The sequence below is a fragment of the Gracilibacillus halotolerans genome (genome assembly GCF_014206945.1).
Lineage (GTDB): Bacteria > Bacillota > Bacilli > Bacillales > Amphibacillaceae > Gracilibacillus > Gracilibacillus halotolerans.
Window position 1 is genome coordinate 246,792 of the sequence record NZ_JACHON010000001.1, and the last position, 13,895, is coordinate 260,686.

Sequence of the window (13,895 nt, forward strand, 5' to 3'; positions counted from 1 at the left end):
TGACTCAAGCAACCTAACTTATTTGGATAGGGCAAGTTTGAGATTTGTACTGACATGTTATAGGTAATTTGGAGGGAACTACGTGATTCAACGAAAAACATTAGACAACGGTTTACGTATTATTTTAGAAGAGATTCCTACTGTTCGTTCCGTAACGATTGGTATTTGGATCAAAACTGGTTCAAGATTTGAAACGAAAGAAGAAAACGGTATATCTCATTTTATCGAACATATGCTATTTAAAGGGACGACAAAACGAAATGCGCAAGATATCGCAGAAGCTTTTGATGCAATTGGTGGAGAAGTAAATGCCTTTACAAGTAAAGAATATACATGTTTATATGCGAAGGTATTAGATACCCATCAATCTATTGCTATGGACATATTAGCAGATATGGTACTTGATTCGTTGTTCGATCCAGTAGAATTAGAACGAGAGAAAAAAGTAATCCTGGAAGAAATACATATGACAAACGATATACCAGACGATATTATACATGATTATCTTTCTGCCATTAGTTTTAGAGACCATCCACTAGCACAACCAATATTAGGAAATGAGGAAAATATAGAAGCTATTACAAGAGACGATTTGCTCCACTATATGGAAAAATACTATGTTCCACATAACATTGTAATTTCTATTGCAGGAAATGCAAACAGTGATTTTTTGGAAGAAGTTAGTCAGCATTTCATGCATTTAGAAAGTAAATCGACAATTCCGTCTCTTACTTTACAACAACCAATTTTCCACCAAGGTATGTATTCAGAAGAAAAAGCAATTGAACAGGCGCATCTAGCATTTGGTTTTGAAGGTCTATCCTCAAAGGATAAAGATTATTATTCCATGGTGATGATGAATAACCTATTAGGAGGAGGCATGAGCTCAAGGCTGTTCCAAGAAATAAGAGAGAAACAAGGTATGGCTTATTCCATCTACTCCTTCCATAATAGTTATGAAGATAGTGGTCTTCTTACGATATATGCGGGGACATCATATGCCATGATAGATAAAGCTGAAGACCAAATATTATCTATTATCAAAGAGATGAGTATTGACGGAGTGTCGGATGCTGAGCTCAACAGAAGTAAAGAGCAGTTAAAAGGATTGCTTCTATTAGGATTAGAAGGTACGACGAGTAAGATGAGTAGAAATGCAAGTAATGAATGGTTATATGGAAATGTATTATCTGTTAATGAAGAATTGGAGTATATAGAGCAGGTAACACGAGAAGATTTGGAGAGAATGATTGCTAGAATAAGTGAACAAGAGCCGGCAAAGGCTATCATCTTACCTGAAAAGTGAGGGAGATACTGTGCGCTTTCAAGATTTAAGTCATAAAGAATTAATTGACCTTTCAACTGGTACACGGTTAGGTATGCTTGGACAAACAGATTTAGAAATCGATGAGAAAACAGGCGAAATTTTAGCTTTTACCATTCCACAAATCGGAATGTTCGGATTTCGTAAAGGTGAAAACTCTGCAAGAATTGATTGGAACCAAATTAAAAAAATTGGAGAAGATATGATTATTGTCGAAACCACTAAGGGTTAAATTGTTTCTCTTGAGAAAGTAGAAAGATAGAAACTCGATTGAATTTTCTTGTGTTTCCTTCATATTAAAAGCTTGGATAGTATGATTCTAACTCTTGTTTACAAGGGGAGAAGAAATGCTTACCAAGCTTTTTTATCATATACCTGAGAAAGGGAAAATCGGTACTTACATAGAATAGTAAAACGATGTAGAAAAAGATTTTAATGGTACAAAACCAACTTATGCCTACTCACTTTCGTAGTCTAATGTCATATGATAGGTTAGTAAGTTATTTACAGACACATTCTTTGTGGGGTGAAATAATGGAGCAAGGGAAGAAAATTGCGATTATTGGAGGAGATGCAAGATATTTACCTTTAATACATGCATTAAATGAGCGTGATTATATAGATATCGTTATTTTAGGATTTGATAAAGTGGAGCAAAGTTACACAGCTGTGAAGCAAACAACTTTGGACCGTTTACAAATAGATGATTTATCAGCTGTTGTCCTGCCAATAACGGGTATTGACGAGAATGGCAAAATTGAGACCATGTTTTCCACGCATACAATTCAGTTGACAGAGGACTGGTTTCTCAATTTACCGAATGATTGTATTGTTTTCACAGGAATTGCAAATCAATTACTAAAGGATTACTGTAAGAAAGCTGGGTTACAGTTAATAGAATTAATGTCTAGAGATGATGTAGCAATTTATAATTCGATTCCTACTGCAGAGGGAACAATTATGTTAGCTATTCAAAATACAGATATAACCATTCATCATTCCAATGTTTTTGTATTTGGTTTTGGACGGGTCGGTGAGACAACTGCAAACAGTTTTCATGGTTTAGGAGCAAACATCACAGTTGTCAGTCGTGACAGGAAGGAATTAGCAAGAGCATTTGAAAGAGGTTATGAAACGTTGCTCTTAGACAATGTAAATGATCAGGTAACTAACTGCGATATTCTAATTAATACGATACCACATCCTGTTATAGGGGAAGAGATACTACAGTATCTTAACAATCAAGCATTGATTATAGACTTGGCTTCTAAACCAGGTGGAGTAGACTTTGAATACGCAAAAGCTAGAGCGATTGAAGCAATTCATGCTCTAGGGCTTCCAGGTATGGTAGCACCGAAAACTGCAGGCGTAATTATCGCAGGTTGTATCGCCGATTTAATACAATGATGCACCAACTTCTTTTCTTTTCATATACTAGGCATTACCCCAGATAGATGATAAAAGCTGAGGAGGAATTGCATTGAGTTTAAAAGGAAAGAAGATTGGTTTCGGGTTAACAGGATCACATTGTACGTATGAAGCGGTTTTTCCAGAGATGGAGAAATTGATTGAATTAGGTGCAGAGATAGTGCCAGTAGTTTCTTATACATTTAAAGAAACGGATAGTAAATTTGGTAAGGCAGCGGACCATATGCAAAGAGTGAGAGAGCTAACTGGAAGAGAACCTATCTCTACGATTGTAGATGCGGAACCGCTCGGGCCTATTGAGCCACTTGATTGTATGGTGATTGCTCCATTAACAGGTAATACAATGAGCAGATTAGCTAATGCTATTACAGATAGCGCCGTATTAATGGCTAGCAAGGCAACAATTCGGAATGGTAGTCCAGTTGTTTTGGCGATATCTACTAATGATGCATTAGGACTCAATGGTGTTAACTTGATGCGATTAATGGCGACCAAAAATATATTCTTTGTCCCGTACGGCCAGGATGATCCTTATAAAAAGCCGAACTCACTTGTAGCAGATATGACGCAAATTGATAAAACAATTGAGCATGCATTGGAATTTAAGCAAATTCAGCCAGTTCTTGTTGCAAGATAAGCCGAAATATGATGAAATAATGAAAGTAACTACAAGTATGTGTTAAAATATAAAGGATAACTAAAAAATAAGTAGTATTGGAAGGAGAAATTAACGCATGACGTCATTACAGAAATATAATGTTGCAATCGTAGGTGCTACGGGAGCAGTAGGGGAGAAACTATTAGAAACTTTAGACAAAAAACAATTTCCAATCAATCAGTTACTTTTATTATCATCGAAACGTTCGGCAGGAACTGAGATTGAATTTCAAGGCAAAACGTATACTGTACAAGAAGCAAAGCCAGAGAGCTTTGAAGGAATAGATATTGCATTATTTTCAGCAGGTGGATCTGTATCTAAAAAATTGGCTCCTGAAGCTGTTAAAAGAGGTGCTGTAGTTATTGATAATACGAGTGCATACCGTATGGATCCGGAAGTACCTTTAGTAGTTCCAGAAGTAAACGCAACAGATATCCAAAATCATAAAGGGATTATTGCTAATCCAAACTGTTCGACGATTCAAATGGTTGTAGCGTTGAATGCTCTTAAAGAGAAATATGGCTTATCAAGAGTAGTTGTATCAACGTACCAAGCAGTATCTGGTGCAGGAAATGAAGCTATTGACGAATTACGAGAACAATCGAAGGCAGTTCTAAATGGTCAAGATATGGAATGTAACATTTTACCGGTTTCTGGTGAAAAAGAGCATTACCCGATCGCGTTTAATGCACTTCCACAAATTGATGTTTTCCAAGAAAATGGTTATACTTTTGAAGAAATGAAAATGATTAATGAAACAAAGAAAATTTTACATGACGAAACATTGAAAGTAGCTGCAACTTGCGTAAGACTTCCTTTCTTCACTTCTCATGCAGAGAGTGTTTATGTAGAAGTAGAGGAAGCGGGCCTATCAGCTGCAGACGTAAAAGAAATATTAAACTCTGCACCTGGTATCGTTCTACAAGATGATCCAGAAAACCAAATTTACCCAACACCTCTTTCAGCAGAAGGAAAGAGTGACGTATTTGTTGGACGTGTGCGTAAAGATCTAGATAACGATAAAGGTTTCCACCTCTGGATTGTGTCTGATAATTTATTAAAAGGTGCAGCGTGGAACTCTGTTCAAATTGCTGAATCTACAGTTCAAAACAACTGGCTTCAAAAGTAAGAGGTGCGAAGATGAAAATAATGGTTCAAAAATTCGGCGGTACTTCCGTCCGAGATAAAGAATCACGAATACATGCAATCGGTCATGTAAAAGATAGTATCGACAAAGGCTATAAGGTAGTCGTGGTGGTTTCGGCAATGGGAAGATATCCGGAACCCTACGCCACTGACTCCTTATTAGCACTTGTTGGACAGCATAATTCTTATCTCTCTAATAAAGAGAAAGATTTATTACTATCTTGTGGAGAAACATTGTCTTCCCTCGTTTTTTCTAATGAATTGAAGGAACAGAGCATAGAGGCAATGGCCATTACTGGTTCAGAAGCAGGTATCATAACAACAAGCGACTTTACTAACGCACAAATAAAAACTGTCAAAACAAATTATTTATTGTCTTTACTACATTCGCATCAAGTGATAGTAGTACCAGGATTCCAAGGTAGAACCGAGAACAACGAAGTAACGACAATTGGTAGAGGAGGAAGTGATACCTCCGCTACTGCTTTAGCTGCAGCTCTACATGCGGAATTTGTAGAAATTTTTACAGATGTAACAGGTATTATGACTGCAGATCCAAGTGTTGTCTCTAGTGCAAAGAAATTGGATACAATCTCTTATACAGAAATATGCAATCTCGCTTACCAAGGCGCAAAAGTTATCCACCCTAGAGCTGTAGAAATAGCCATGCAAGCAAATATACCTATTAGGGTAAGATCTACGCGCTCCAAAGACCCTGGAACTTTGATTGCATCCATTAATGAACTAGATGAGACTTCCGATGTTAAAGATCGATTAGTGACAGGTATTGCCTATGTTAGTCCGATTACGCAAATTAAGATACAAAATGTTACGAATCCACGCGAACTTCAAGTGACAGTATTTAAAGCAATGGCAGAAGCGGGTATTTCTGTTGATTTTATCAACATTTCTCCTAAAAGTATCGTCTTTACTATTTTTGAACGAGATGAAATACTTGCTAGAGGCGTATTCGATCAATTAAATATTGAGCCGTATTTTACACAAAAGTGTGCTAAATTATCGCTTGTTGGAGCTGGGATGTCTGGTGTGCCAGGGGTAACATCTAAAATTGTTCAAACATTGTCCGAAAAATCGATTCCTATTTTACAATCAGCAGATAGTCATCGAACGATTTGGGTACTGATTGAGGAACGATTTTTAGAGGTTGCAATTAATGCTCTTCATGAAGCTTTTCAGTTAGATGGCTAATATTTTAGAAGAACTACGGGTCCAATTTGTCCTCTTTCATTTATTTACTATGCAATGCTAGAGGATGAATGGACTTGTAAAGTTTGCTGAGGAAATGGGTGATTGATATGGATTTCGGCAAGGTTATTACAGCAATGGTAACACCTTTTAATGAAGATAATCAGCTTGATTTATTTCGTACGACGGAATTAATTGAGTATTTACTAGAGAATGGAACAGACGGCCTTGTGGTTGCTGGTACTACCGGTGAATCCCCGACATTAACGCCTGAGGAAAAAATCCAATTATTTGAGCACGTTGTTCAAACAGTAGACGGACGTGTCCCAGTCATAGCAGGAACTGGAAGTAATAATACGCAAGAAACCATCGAATTTACCAAAGCAGCAGAGGCTGTCGGTGTAGATGGTACACTACTCGTAACACCATATTATAATAAACCGAACCAATTAGGGTTACTGCGACATTTTGAGACAATTGCACAAAATACTCAACTTCCGATTATGCTATATAATATACCTAGCCGTTCAGTAGTTAAAATGGATACTGATACGGTTGTTCAACTAGCTGAAATAGACAATATTGTATCCATCAAAGATTCTACTGGCGATTTAGATGGTGTGGCAGCAATTATTGAGGCTACGGATGATAACTTCTCTGTTTATAGTGGTGATGATAGTTTAACACTCCCACTTCTATCCATTGGCAGTAAAGGTGTAGTTTCTGTAGCGTCCCATATAATTGGTAATGATATGAAAAAGATGGTGGACTTATTTAACGCTGGTAGCATAGAAGAAGCAGCAGCATTACATCGGAAGATTATTCCTCTTGTTAAAGCGCTGTTTATGGCTCCTTCACCAGCTCCAGTAAAAGCAGCACTGGAACGTAATAATTTACAAGTGGGTTCTGTACGTTTACCCCTTGTTCCATTAACAAACGAAGAACAATCGCTGTTACATCATGCGTTAAATAACTATAGTAAGTAATCAGATCAACCAAAACTCCTTTTTAAGAGGCTTCGTAAAGCTTCTTAAGGGAGTTTTTTTTTATGATCTCAAAGGTACTTATTCAAAAAAGATAAAGTATGATTCTATTGTCATTGCCCATACTAAAAAAAGATTGGATAAAAAGAAAAGGGGTAATGATGATGGCAGATAAAAATACAAAAGAAACAGAAAATGAGAAGGAAAAGTCCGTACCTTCTTCACTAGTTGAGAAAATACAACAATTAGGCCAAACTAATGTCCCGCAAGCACCTGATTCCAACATTCACGTATTATCTATAATTGGACAAGTGGAAGGTCATGTGCAGCTTCCACCACAAAATAAGACAACAAAATATGAGCATCTAATTCCTCAAATTGTAGCTATTGAGCAAAATCCGAAAATTGAAGGTTTAATCGTAGTGTTAAATACGGTAGGTGGAGATGTAGAAGCAGGCTTAGCTCTAGCAGAGATGATTGCCTCTTTATCCAAACCAACCGTCTCCATCGTTCTTGGAGGTGGGCACTCTATAGGTGTTCCAATTGCTGTCGCAACAGACTATTCGTTTATTGCACCATCCGCTACAATGACGATCCATCCCGTTCGACTAACTGGTTTAGTGATTGGTGTACCACAAACATTCGAGTACATTGATAAGATGCAAGAGCGAGTGATTCAATTTGTCACATCCCATTCCAATGTAAGCGCAGAAAAGTTTAAGGAGCTTATGTTTGAAAAAGGCAATCTGACCCGAGATATAGGTACAAACGTAGTAGGTGAGGACGCAGTGAAGTATGGCTTGATTGATGAAGTTGGTGGGATAAGTAACGCTATGGTGAAATTGAATGAGTTAATCGACCAAGTATATGGTACAGAGGAGTTTGTTCAATGATTCTCTATACACCCTTAAGTCAAGAAGATATTTACCAAAGCGAGATTAATCATGAGCAGTATATGGTAATCACTTACCAAGATAAACCGTGTTATGCAGAAAAAATGTCAGATGGGAACTATCGATTGATACAATTATTATCAACAGATCCAAATGACTACTTGCAAGATTGCTTTTCACCCGGGAATATTATTCGCCAACCAATGTAAACAAGGTTTTTGTAATAGATATATCTATGATATAATAGCATAGAACATTCTTTCGGATAAATACCCTTGTTGTCATGACAAGGGTGTTTCGTTTAGTGTTGTTATTATAAATGGTTGTCGTAAGAAAGTGGTGAAACAAACAGTGGCAAAGAAAAAGAAGAAAAGAAAGAAAAAAGGCACGTTAAAAGCCCAATTAAAGCTTGAATTAATTGGACTAGCCTTGGTGTTTTTGGCGATATTTGGAAGTGGTGCTGACATTATTAAAAATGGTGCAGTATCGAAAGTGCTAGAAGCTATTTTCCGATTCTTTCTAGGATATTGGTATTTTATTATTCCGATTGTATTATTTTTAGTCGGTATGTATCTAATTATAAAAAGAAAATGGCCACATATGTATAATAAAAAATGGATAGGAACGTACTTAATTATAATTGGTTTACTTCTCTTAACGCATAGTCAACTGTTCCAGTCTGCATATGCTCAAGCAGAATCTTATCCACCTATCTTAAAGCAAACGTTTCAATTCTATCAGGAATTTCTAGATAATGAAAGAAATGCTAGCTATCTTGGTGGGGGAATGTTAGGAGCTATTTTATACGCCATTGCTTTTTTCTTATTTTCTGATATTGGTGCGAAAATTACAGCCTTCTTCTTATTTATCATAGGTATTCTAATCATGAGTAATCTATCAGCTTCTGATTTACTTGTGAAAACGGGTAAAAAGCTTAAAAGTTTGTTTCAGAAACTAAATGCTTCTTATAAGGAATGGAGAAAAGAGGCGAAACTGCGAAAAGAAGAGGAAAAGCAAGCTCAACCAGACGAATTACCATCGATAAGTTATGCACAGGAACAGGATAGCATAGATGAAGCTATAATAGATGAACCTATCGAACCAGTTATTGTAGAAGATTCATATTCTACTAATAACACTGAGCCTACTGATGAGCAGGAGGTAACCGATGAGGAAGATCATACAGACGAAACAGAAGGTAATCTACCAATGACAGAAATGGAAAATGTCGATTACGAATTACCTCCGATCGATTTATTACTAATGCCAAAATCGTCTGCAAATAAAAAGGACCGAGCATCTATTCAAAGAGTTGTGAAAAAGTTAGAATCTACATTTCATAGTTTCGGTGTTAAGGCCAGAGTTACAAAAGTACACGTAGGACCATCTGTTACAAAATTTGAAGTATATCCTGAAGCGGGTGTAAAAGTAAGTAGGATTGTAAATCTACATGATGATTTAGCCTTAGCTTTAGCGGCAAAGGATATTCGAATCGAAGCCCCAATTCCAGGGAAGTCTGCAGTTGGTATTGAAGTACCTAATGAAGAAACAGCATTAGTTACCTTACGGGAAGTTCTTGATGCTAAAAGCCAAACGAAAAATAAACTTGCTTTCGCATTAGGTAAAGATATATCCGGTGATTCAGTTGTTGGCGAGCTTAATAAAATGCCCCATTTATTAGTGGCAGGAGCGACAGGAAGCGGTAAAAGTGTTTGTATTAATGGAATTATCACAAGTATTCTAATGCGAACTAAACCACATGAAGTGAAACTCATGATGATTGATCCAAAGAAAGTTGAGTTGAACGTTTATAACGGTATTCCACACCTTTTAACTCCTGTAGTAACAGACCCGAAAAAAGCATCACGTGCACTACAAAAAGTAGTTGCTGAAATGGAAAGAAGATATGATCTCTTTTCGGAAACTGGGACACGAAACATTGAAGGATATAATAATTATATTACAAGGATAAATAATGAAGAAGAAGAGGAACAGCCACTTCTTCCTTATGTTGTCGTAATTGTAGATGAACTTGCAGATTTAATGATGGTGGCGTCAAGTGATGTGGAAGATGCCATCACTCGTCTTGCACAAATGGCAAGAGCAGCTGGAATTCACCTTATTATTGCTACACAACGGCCTTCTGTTGATGTCATTACCGGTGTGATTAAAGCCAATATTCCATCAAGAATTGCTTTCAGTGTATCTTCACAAACCGATTCAAGAACGATACTGGATACTGGCGGTGCTGAAAAACTACTAGGTCGTGGCGATATGTTATTTTTACCAGTTGGCTTATCTAAACCTGTTAGAATCCAAGGAGCGTTTCTATCAGACGAAGAAGTCGAAAGAGTTGTAGATCACTGTATTGAACAACAAAAAGCAAACTATCAAGAGGATATGATTCCGGAAGAAGTAACAGAGCAAATGGACGAGGTGGAGGATGAATTATTTGAAGAGGCAGTTCAAATGATCATTGAAATGCAAACTGCTAGTGTGTCGATGCTTCAGCGTCGTTTCCGAATAGGTTATACACGAGCGGCAAGATTAATCGATGCTATGGAACAAAGAGGTATTGTTGGTCCATACGAAGGATCGAAGCCAAGAACCGTATTAGTTGGTAGTGAGGAACAGCTCACAAATAATGGCTAATGACGAACCGTACATTTTTTTCTTTAATAATCGGTTTATACGTGATATATTTGTGTTTAAGAAATCTCAGAGCTGAAACATTCACTAGACTCAAGCGAAAATAAATATAGGGGAAACGAAAATGGACGCAATTTGTTAAGTTGGGGGAAAAAGATGGTCTATTTTGATAATTTGAATCAAAAGGCAATACAATTTTTAAAAAAACGGATTGAAGAAGGTCATTATAAAGAGAGAGAAAGACTGCCCAGTGATTACGAACTTTCTAGGGAGCTAGGATTGGAGCGATCTGCAGTACGAGATGCTATCCAATTTTTAGTTCAAGAAGACATATTATTGTACAGGCCTGGAGTGGGGTATTTTGTCCATTCAAAACCAATTCTTTCATCGGGTATTGAACAGCTTGGAAGTGTAACAGAAATGATTCAGCAATCTGGAAAGACACCTGGTGTTCAATATATAAGTGCAGAATTGACAAGGCCGACAGACCAGGATAGAAAACGTTTTGCACCTCTAGACATTGAACAATTTACCCAATTAGAACGACTTCGTACTGCGGATGGTGAACCGGTTGTTTATTGTATTGATCGTGTTGATCACCGGATCATGCCGCTAGAATTAATCCATAATACTGAGTCTATTTTTACAGCATTAAAAACATATGCTAAAAAAGAAATAGATTACGCAGTAGCGCATATTGAACCAATCGCTTATCATGAGGAAATATCACCCATGCTAAATAGCGATCCAGATCAAGCCTTACTACTACTTAAACAAATGCATTTCACAAAAGAGAATGAACCTGTTCTATATTCTGCTAATTTTTTCCGAGCGGATGTCTTTAGTTTTTATGTATTACGAAAACGACATACTGAGTGAATAGAGCACCGTATTAATATAAAACTTGGCAAAAATTATTTTGCCAAGTTTTATTCTATTTCATTAACTATCCTAAATAAGTCGTTTAAAGCTGACTGAACTTTTCAAGCATAAAATAATGTAATATATGGTAAGATAGATGAGACACATTTTGTATAGGAAAGAAGGTATGATGATGACTTCGATTACAGAACAGGTAATTAAAGAAGATGGTTGCAATATTCACTTGTTACATACTAAGAAGTTTAAGACAATCCATATTTCATTAAAGTTTGCTACATCTCTTACACGAGAGGATGTAACAAAACGGGCACTTCTTCCTTACGTTATTCAGCAGGGAACGAAGAGCTTTCCTACTGCCTTAAAGCTTAGAGGAAAGCTTGATGAAATATATGGCGCCGTGCTATCAATTGACTCAAGTAAAAAAGGAGAACAAGCGGTTCTAACGATACGAATGGAAATTCCAAACGAAAAATACATTCAAACGGAGGAATCTCTTTTAGACGAGGCCATTTCATTACTAAGTGAAATACTGTACGAACCTAAGGTAGAGAATAATGGTTTCGATTCTAAAATAGTTGCACGCGAGAAAATAACATTAAAAAATAAGATGGAAGCACTTCATGAAGATAAAATGAGCTTAGCTAACACAAGAATGATCGAAGAAATGTGTAAAGATGAGCCATATGGTTTACGTATTCACGGATATGAAGAGGATTTGGAAACTATCACACCAGAAAATTTATATGAATACTATCAAAAGCTTTTAAAAGAGGATTATTTAGACATCTTTGTTTCTGGTGATATTGAGGATCTCCCAATTGAAGATAAACTTAAAAAATTATCGACAGATAGAAAACAGCCAGAATTGACGAAACCTTTAGTAACACCAAAAAGTGCAAAACCTCTAGAGTTGGTCGAAAGAGACGATATTACTCAAGCAAAGCTCCATTTTGGATATCGTACGAATATAACGTATGATGATTCTGACTATGCAGCTTTGCATGTTTTCAATGGAATTTTTGGCGGTTTTCCAAGCTCCAAGTTATTTCTAAATGTTCGAGAAAAACATAGTCTTGCTTATTATGCAGCGTCCCGTATCGAAAGCCATAAGGGATTAATGTTCGTATTTAGCGGGATTGCTCCAGAGCAATATGACTTGGCTAAGGAAATAATTAATGACCAAATGGAGCAAATGGTGCAAGGTGATTTTACGGAAGAGCACCTAGAAGAAACGAAAGAGATGACGATCAATCAACTGAAAGAAACAATGGACCATCCACAAGGTATCATTGAATTAAATTATCAGCGAGTTATAGCAAAATCAGATGTTACTCCAGAAACGTTAATCAAAAAAATTAAGCAAGTAACAAAAGATGAAGTCATGACAGTTGCTAAAAAAATAAATCAAGAAATCGTGTATTTATTAACTTCAAAGGAGGATGCTGACAGTGGAAACTAAGCTATTTAGGCAATTCCAAGAGACCATCTACTCGGAAGAGATGAGTAACGGCTTAAGGGTTTACGTTATCCCGAAAAAAGAGATGGCTAAAACATATGCTATCTTCTCGACGAAGTATGGTTCCATCGATCAACAATTTGTGCCTATTAATCAACAGGATATGGTGAAGGTCCCAGATGGAATAGCTCATTTTTTAGAACACAAACTGTTTGAGAAGGAAGATCGAGATGTTTTTCAAGATTTTTCTAAACAAGGAGCATCCTCGAATGCTTTTACCTCCTTTACAAAAACAGCATATCTATTCTCATCTACTTCTAATGTAGAAAAGAATTTAACAACCTTAATTGACTTCGTTCAAGATCCTTATTTCTCCGATGAGTCTGTAGAGAAAGAAAAAGGAATCATTGCACAAGAGATTAAGATGTATGATGACCAGCCAGATTGGAGAGCTTTCTTTGGAACGATAAAAAGTATGTTTGCCAACCATCCAATTCGTATAGATATCGCTGGAACGGTCGAGTCCATTAATAAAATAACAAAAGAAGATTTATACACGTGTTACAACACCTTTTATCATCCAAGTAATATGGTATTATGTATCGTTGGAAATGTAGAACCAGAGGCCATTATAAAACAAGTCCGTGAAAATCAAGCAAATAAAGAGTTCACACCAATGGATGAGGTAAAAAGAGGATTTCCTGAGGAGCCATCAGGAGTTGCTCAAAAAGAATTAGTTATTGAAATGCCTGTAAGTATTCCGAAAGCATTAGTAGGTATAAAAGAAAAAGATATCCCTACAAATAAGGAGGCTTTTGCTAAGCGTGAATGGATGATCGACATAACATTAGATTATCTATTTTCTAAAAGCGGTGAAGCATACGAGCGTCTATATGAAGAAGGTTTAATCGACCAATCATTCAGTAGCGAAACGTCATTGGAAGAGAACTTTGGATTCTCGATTATAGGTGGTAACAGTCAACAACCAGATGAGCTTGCTAACAGGATAAAAGAAGAGCTTCTACAATTTTCTAGCAATCCTATGGATGAAAAAAGCTTTGAGCGAATAAAACGGAAAAAATTTGGTCAACTCCTGCGAGCAATGAACTCTTTAGAATTTATCGCGAATCAGTATAGTCATTATCAATTAATGGATATTGACTTTTTTGAAACAGCCGAATTGTTAGAACAGTTAACATTTGAGGAATATATAGAGTTCACAAATCATTGGATAGATGAAAATCAGTTATCTGTATGCTTTGTGAAATAA

Annotated in this window: 13 protein-coding genes; all 13 read left to right on the forward strand. The window is 36.6% G+C overall.

The window, feature by feature from the left end; genetic code table 11:
- The first annotated feature begins 82 nt into the window (after positions 1 to 82).
- Entirely contained in the window at positions 83 to 1,306 is a 1,224-nt protein-coding gene (locus tag GGQ92_RS16505) for an insulinase family protein (protein ID WP_184243759.1), read from the forward strand.
- Between the two features lie 10 nt (positions 1,307 to 1,316).
- A complete protein-coding gene (locus GGQ92_RS01270) occupies positions 1,317 to 1,556 on the forward strand; it encodes a YlmC/YmxH family sporulation protein (protein ID WP_184243761.1) in 240 nt (79 codons plus the stop codon).
- Positions 1,557 to 1,858: 302 nt separating this feature from the next.
- Positions 1,859 to 2,731 (forward strand): dipicolinic acid synthetase subunit A, encoded by an 873-nt coding sequence (gene dpaA / locus GGQ92_RS01275; protein ID WP_184243763.1) that lies wholly within the window; start codon positions 1,859 to 1,861, stop codon positions 2,729 to 2,731.
- Positions 2,732 to 2,804: 73 nt separating this feature from the next.
- Positions 2,805 to 3,389 (forward strand): dipicolinate synthase subunit B, encoded by a 585-nt coding sequence (locus GGQ92_RS01280; protein ID WP_184243765.1) that lies wholly within the window; start codon positions 2,805 to 2,807, stop codon positions 3,387 to 3,389.
- 97 nt (positions 3,390 to 3,486) lie between these two features.
- Positions 3,487 to 4,539 (forward strand): aspartate-semialdehyde dehydrogenase, encoded by a 1,053-nt coding sequence (gene asd, locus GGQ92_RS01285; RefSeq protein ID WP_184243767.1) that lies wholly within the window; start codon positions 3,487 to 3,489, stop codon positions 4,537 to 4,539.
- A gap of 11 nt (positions 4,540 to 4,550) precedes the next feature.
- The gene (dapG, locus tag GGQ92_RS01290) at positions 4,551 to 5,765 is read left to right on the forward strand and encodes an aspartate kinase (protein ID WP_184243770.1); all 1,215 of its coding nucleotides are present in this window, start codon (positions 4,551 to 4,553) and stop codon (positions 5,763 to 5,765) included.
- A gap of 107 nt (positions 5,766 to 5,872) precedes the next feature.
- Complete coding sequence (gene dapA, locus GGQ92_RS01295) at positions 5,873 to 6,748, forward strand: 4-hydroxy-tetrahydrodipicolinate synthase (RefSeq protein WP_184243772.1); 876 nt, start codon at positions 5,873 to 5,875, stop codon at positions 6,746 to 6,748.
- A 161-nt stretch (positions 6,749 to 6,909) separates the two neighbouring features.
- Entirely contained in the window at positions 6,910 to 7,638 is a 729-nt protein-coding gene (locus GGQ92_RS01300; protein ID WP_184243774.1) for a ClpP family protease, read from the forward strand.
- Positions 7,635 to 7,847 (forward strand): YlzJ-like family protein, encoded by a 213-nt coding sequence (locus GGQ92_RS01305; RefSeq protein WP_184243776.1) that lies wholly within the window; start codon positions 7,635 to 7,637, stop codon positions 7,845 to 7,847. The genes GGQ92_RS01300 and GGQ92_RS01305 overlap by 4 nt, the downstream gene beginning before the upstream one ends.
- Before the next feature lie 142 nt (positions 7,848 to 7,989).
- On the forward strand, positions 7,990 to 10,290 hold the full coding sequence (locus tag GGQ92_RS01310; protein ID WP_184243778.1) for a DNA translocase FtsK: 2,301 nt from the start codon (positions 7,990 to 7,992) through the stop codon (positions 10,288 to 10,290).
- Between the two features lie 153 nt (positions 10,291 to 10,443).
- Positions 10,444 to 11,166: a GntR family transcriptional regulator gene (locus GGQ92_RS01315; RefSeq protein WP_184243780.1), complete on the forward strand. Its 723-nt coding sequence runs from the start codon at positions 10,444 to 10,446 to the stop codon at positions 11,164 to 11,166.
- A 175-nt stretch (positions 11,167 to 11,341) separates the two neighbouring features.
- Positions 11,342 to 12,628 carry an EF-P 5-aminopentanol modification-associated protein YfmF gene (gene yfmF, locus GGQ92_RS01320; RefSeq protein WP_184243782.1) on the forward strand — a complete coding sequence of 429 codons (1,287 nt, stop codon included), beginning with the start codon at positions 11,342 to 11,344 and terminating at the stop codon, positions 12,626 to 12,628.
- Complete coding sequence (gene yfmH / locus GGQ92_RS01325; protein WP_184243785.1) at positions 12,618 to 13,895, forward strand: EF-P 5-aminopentanol modification-associated protein YfmH; 1,278 nt, start codon at positions 12,618 to 12,620, stop codon at positions 13,893 to 13,895. The genes yfmF and yfmH overlap by 11 nt, the downstream gene beginning before the upstream one ends.

Excerpts from the sequence above, each read along its gene's own strand:
- asd (WP_184243767.1), top strand. The coding sequence starts at position 3,487 with ATGACGTCATTACAGAAATATAATGTTGCAATCGTAGGTGCTACGGGA.
- GGQ92_RS01315 (WP_184243780.1), top strand. The coding sequence starts at position 10,444 with ATGGTCTATTTTGATAATTTGAATCAAAAGGCAATACAATTTTTAAAA.
- GGQ92_RS01300 (WP_184243774.1), top strand. The coding sequence starts at position 6,910 with ATGGCAGATAAAAATACAAAAGAAACAGAAAATGAGAAGGAAAAGTCC.
- GGQ92_RS01305 (WP_184243776.1), top strand. The coding sequence starts at position 7,635 with ATGATTCTCTATACACCCTTAAGTCAAGAAGATATTTACCAAAGCGAG.
- yfmF (WP_184243782.1), top strand. The coding sequence starts at position 11,342 with ATGACTTCGATTACAGAACAGGTAATTAAAGAAGATGGTTGCAATATT.
- dpaA (WP_184243763.1), top strand. The coding sequence starts at position 1,859 with ATGGAGCAAGGGAAGAAAATTGCGATTATTGGAGGAGATGCAAGATAT.
- dapA (WP_184243772.1), top strand. The coding sequence starts at position 5,873 with ATGGATTTCGGCAAGGTTATTACAGCAATGGTAACACCTTTTAATGAA.
- dapG (WP_184243770.1), top strand. The coding sequence starts at position 4,551 with ATGAAAATAATGGTTCAAAAATTCGGCGGTACTTCCGTCCGAGATAAA.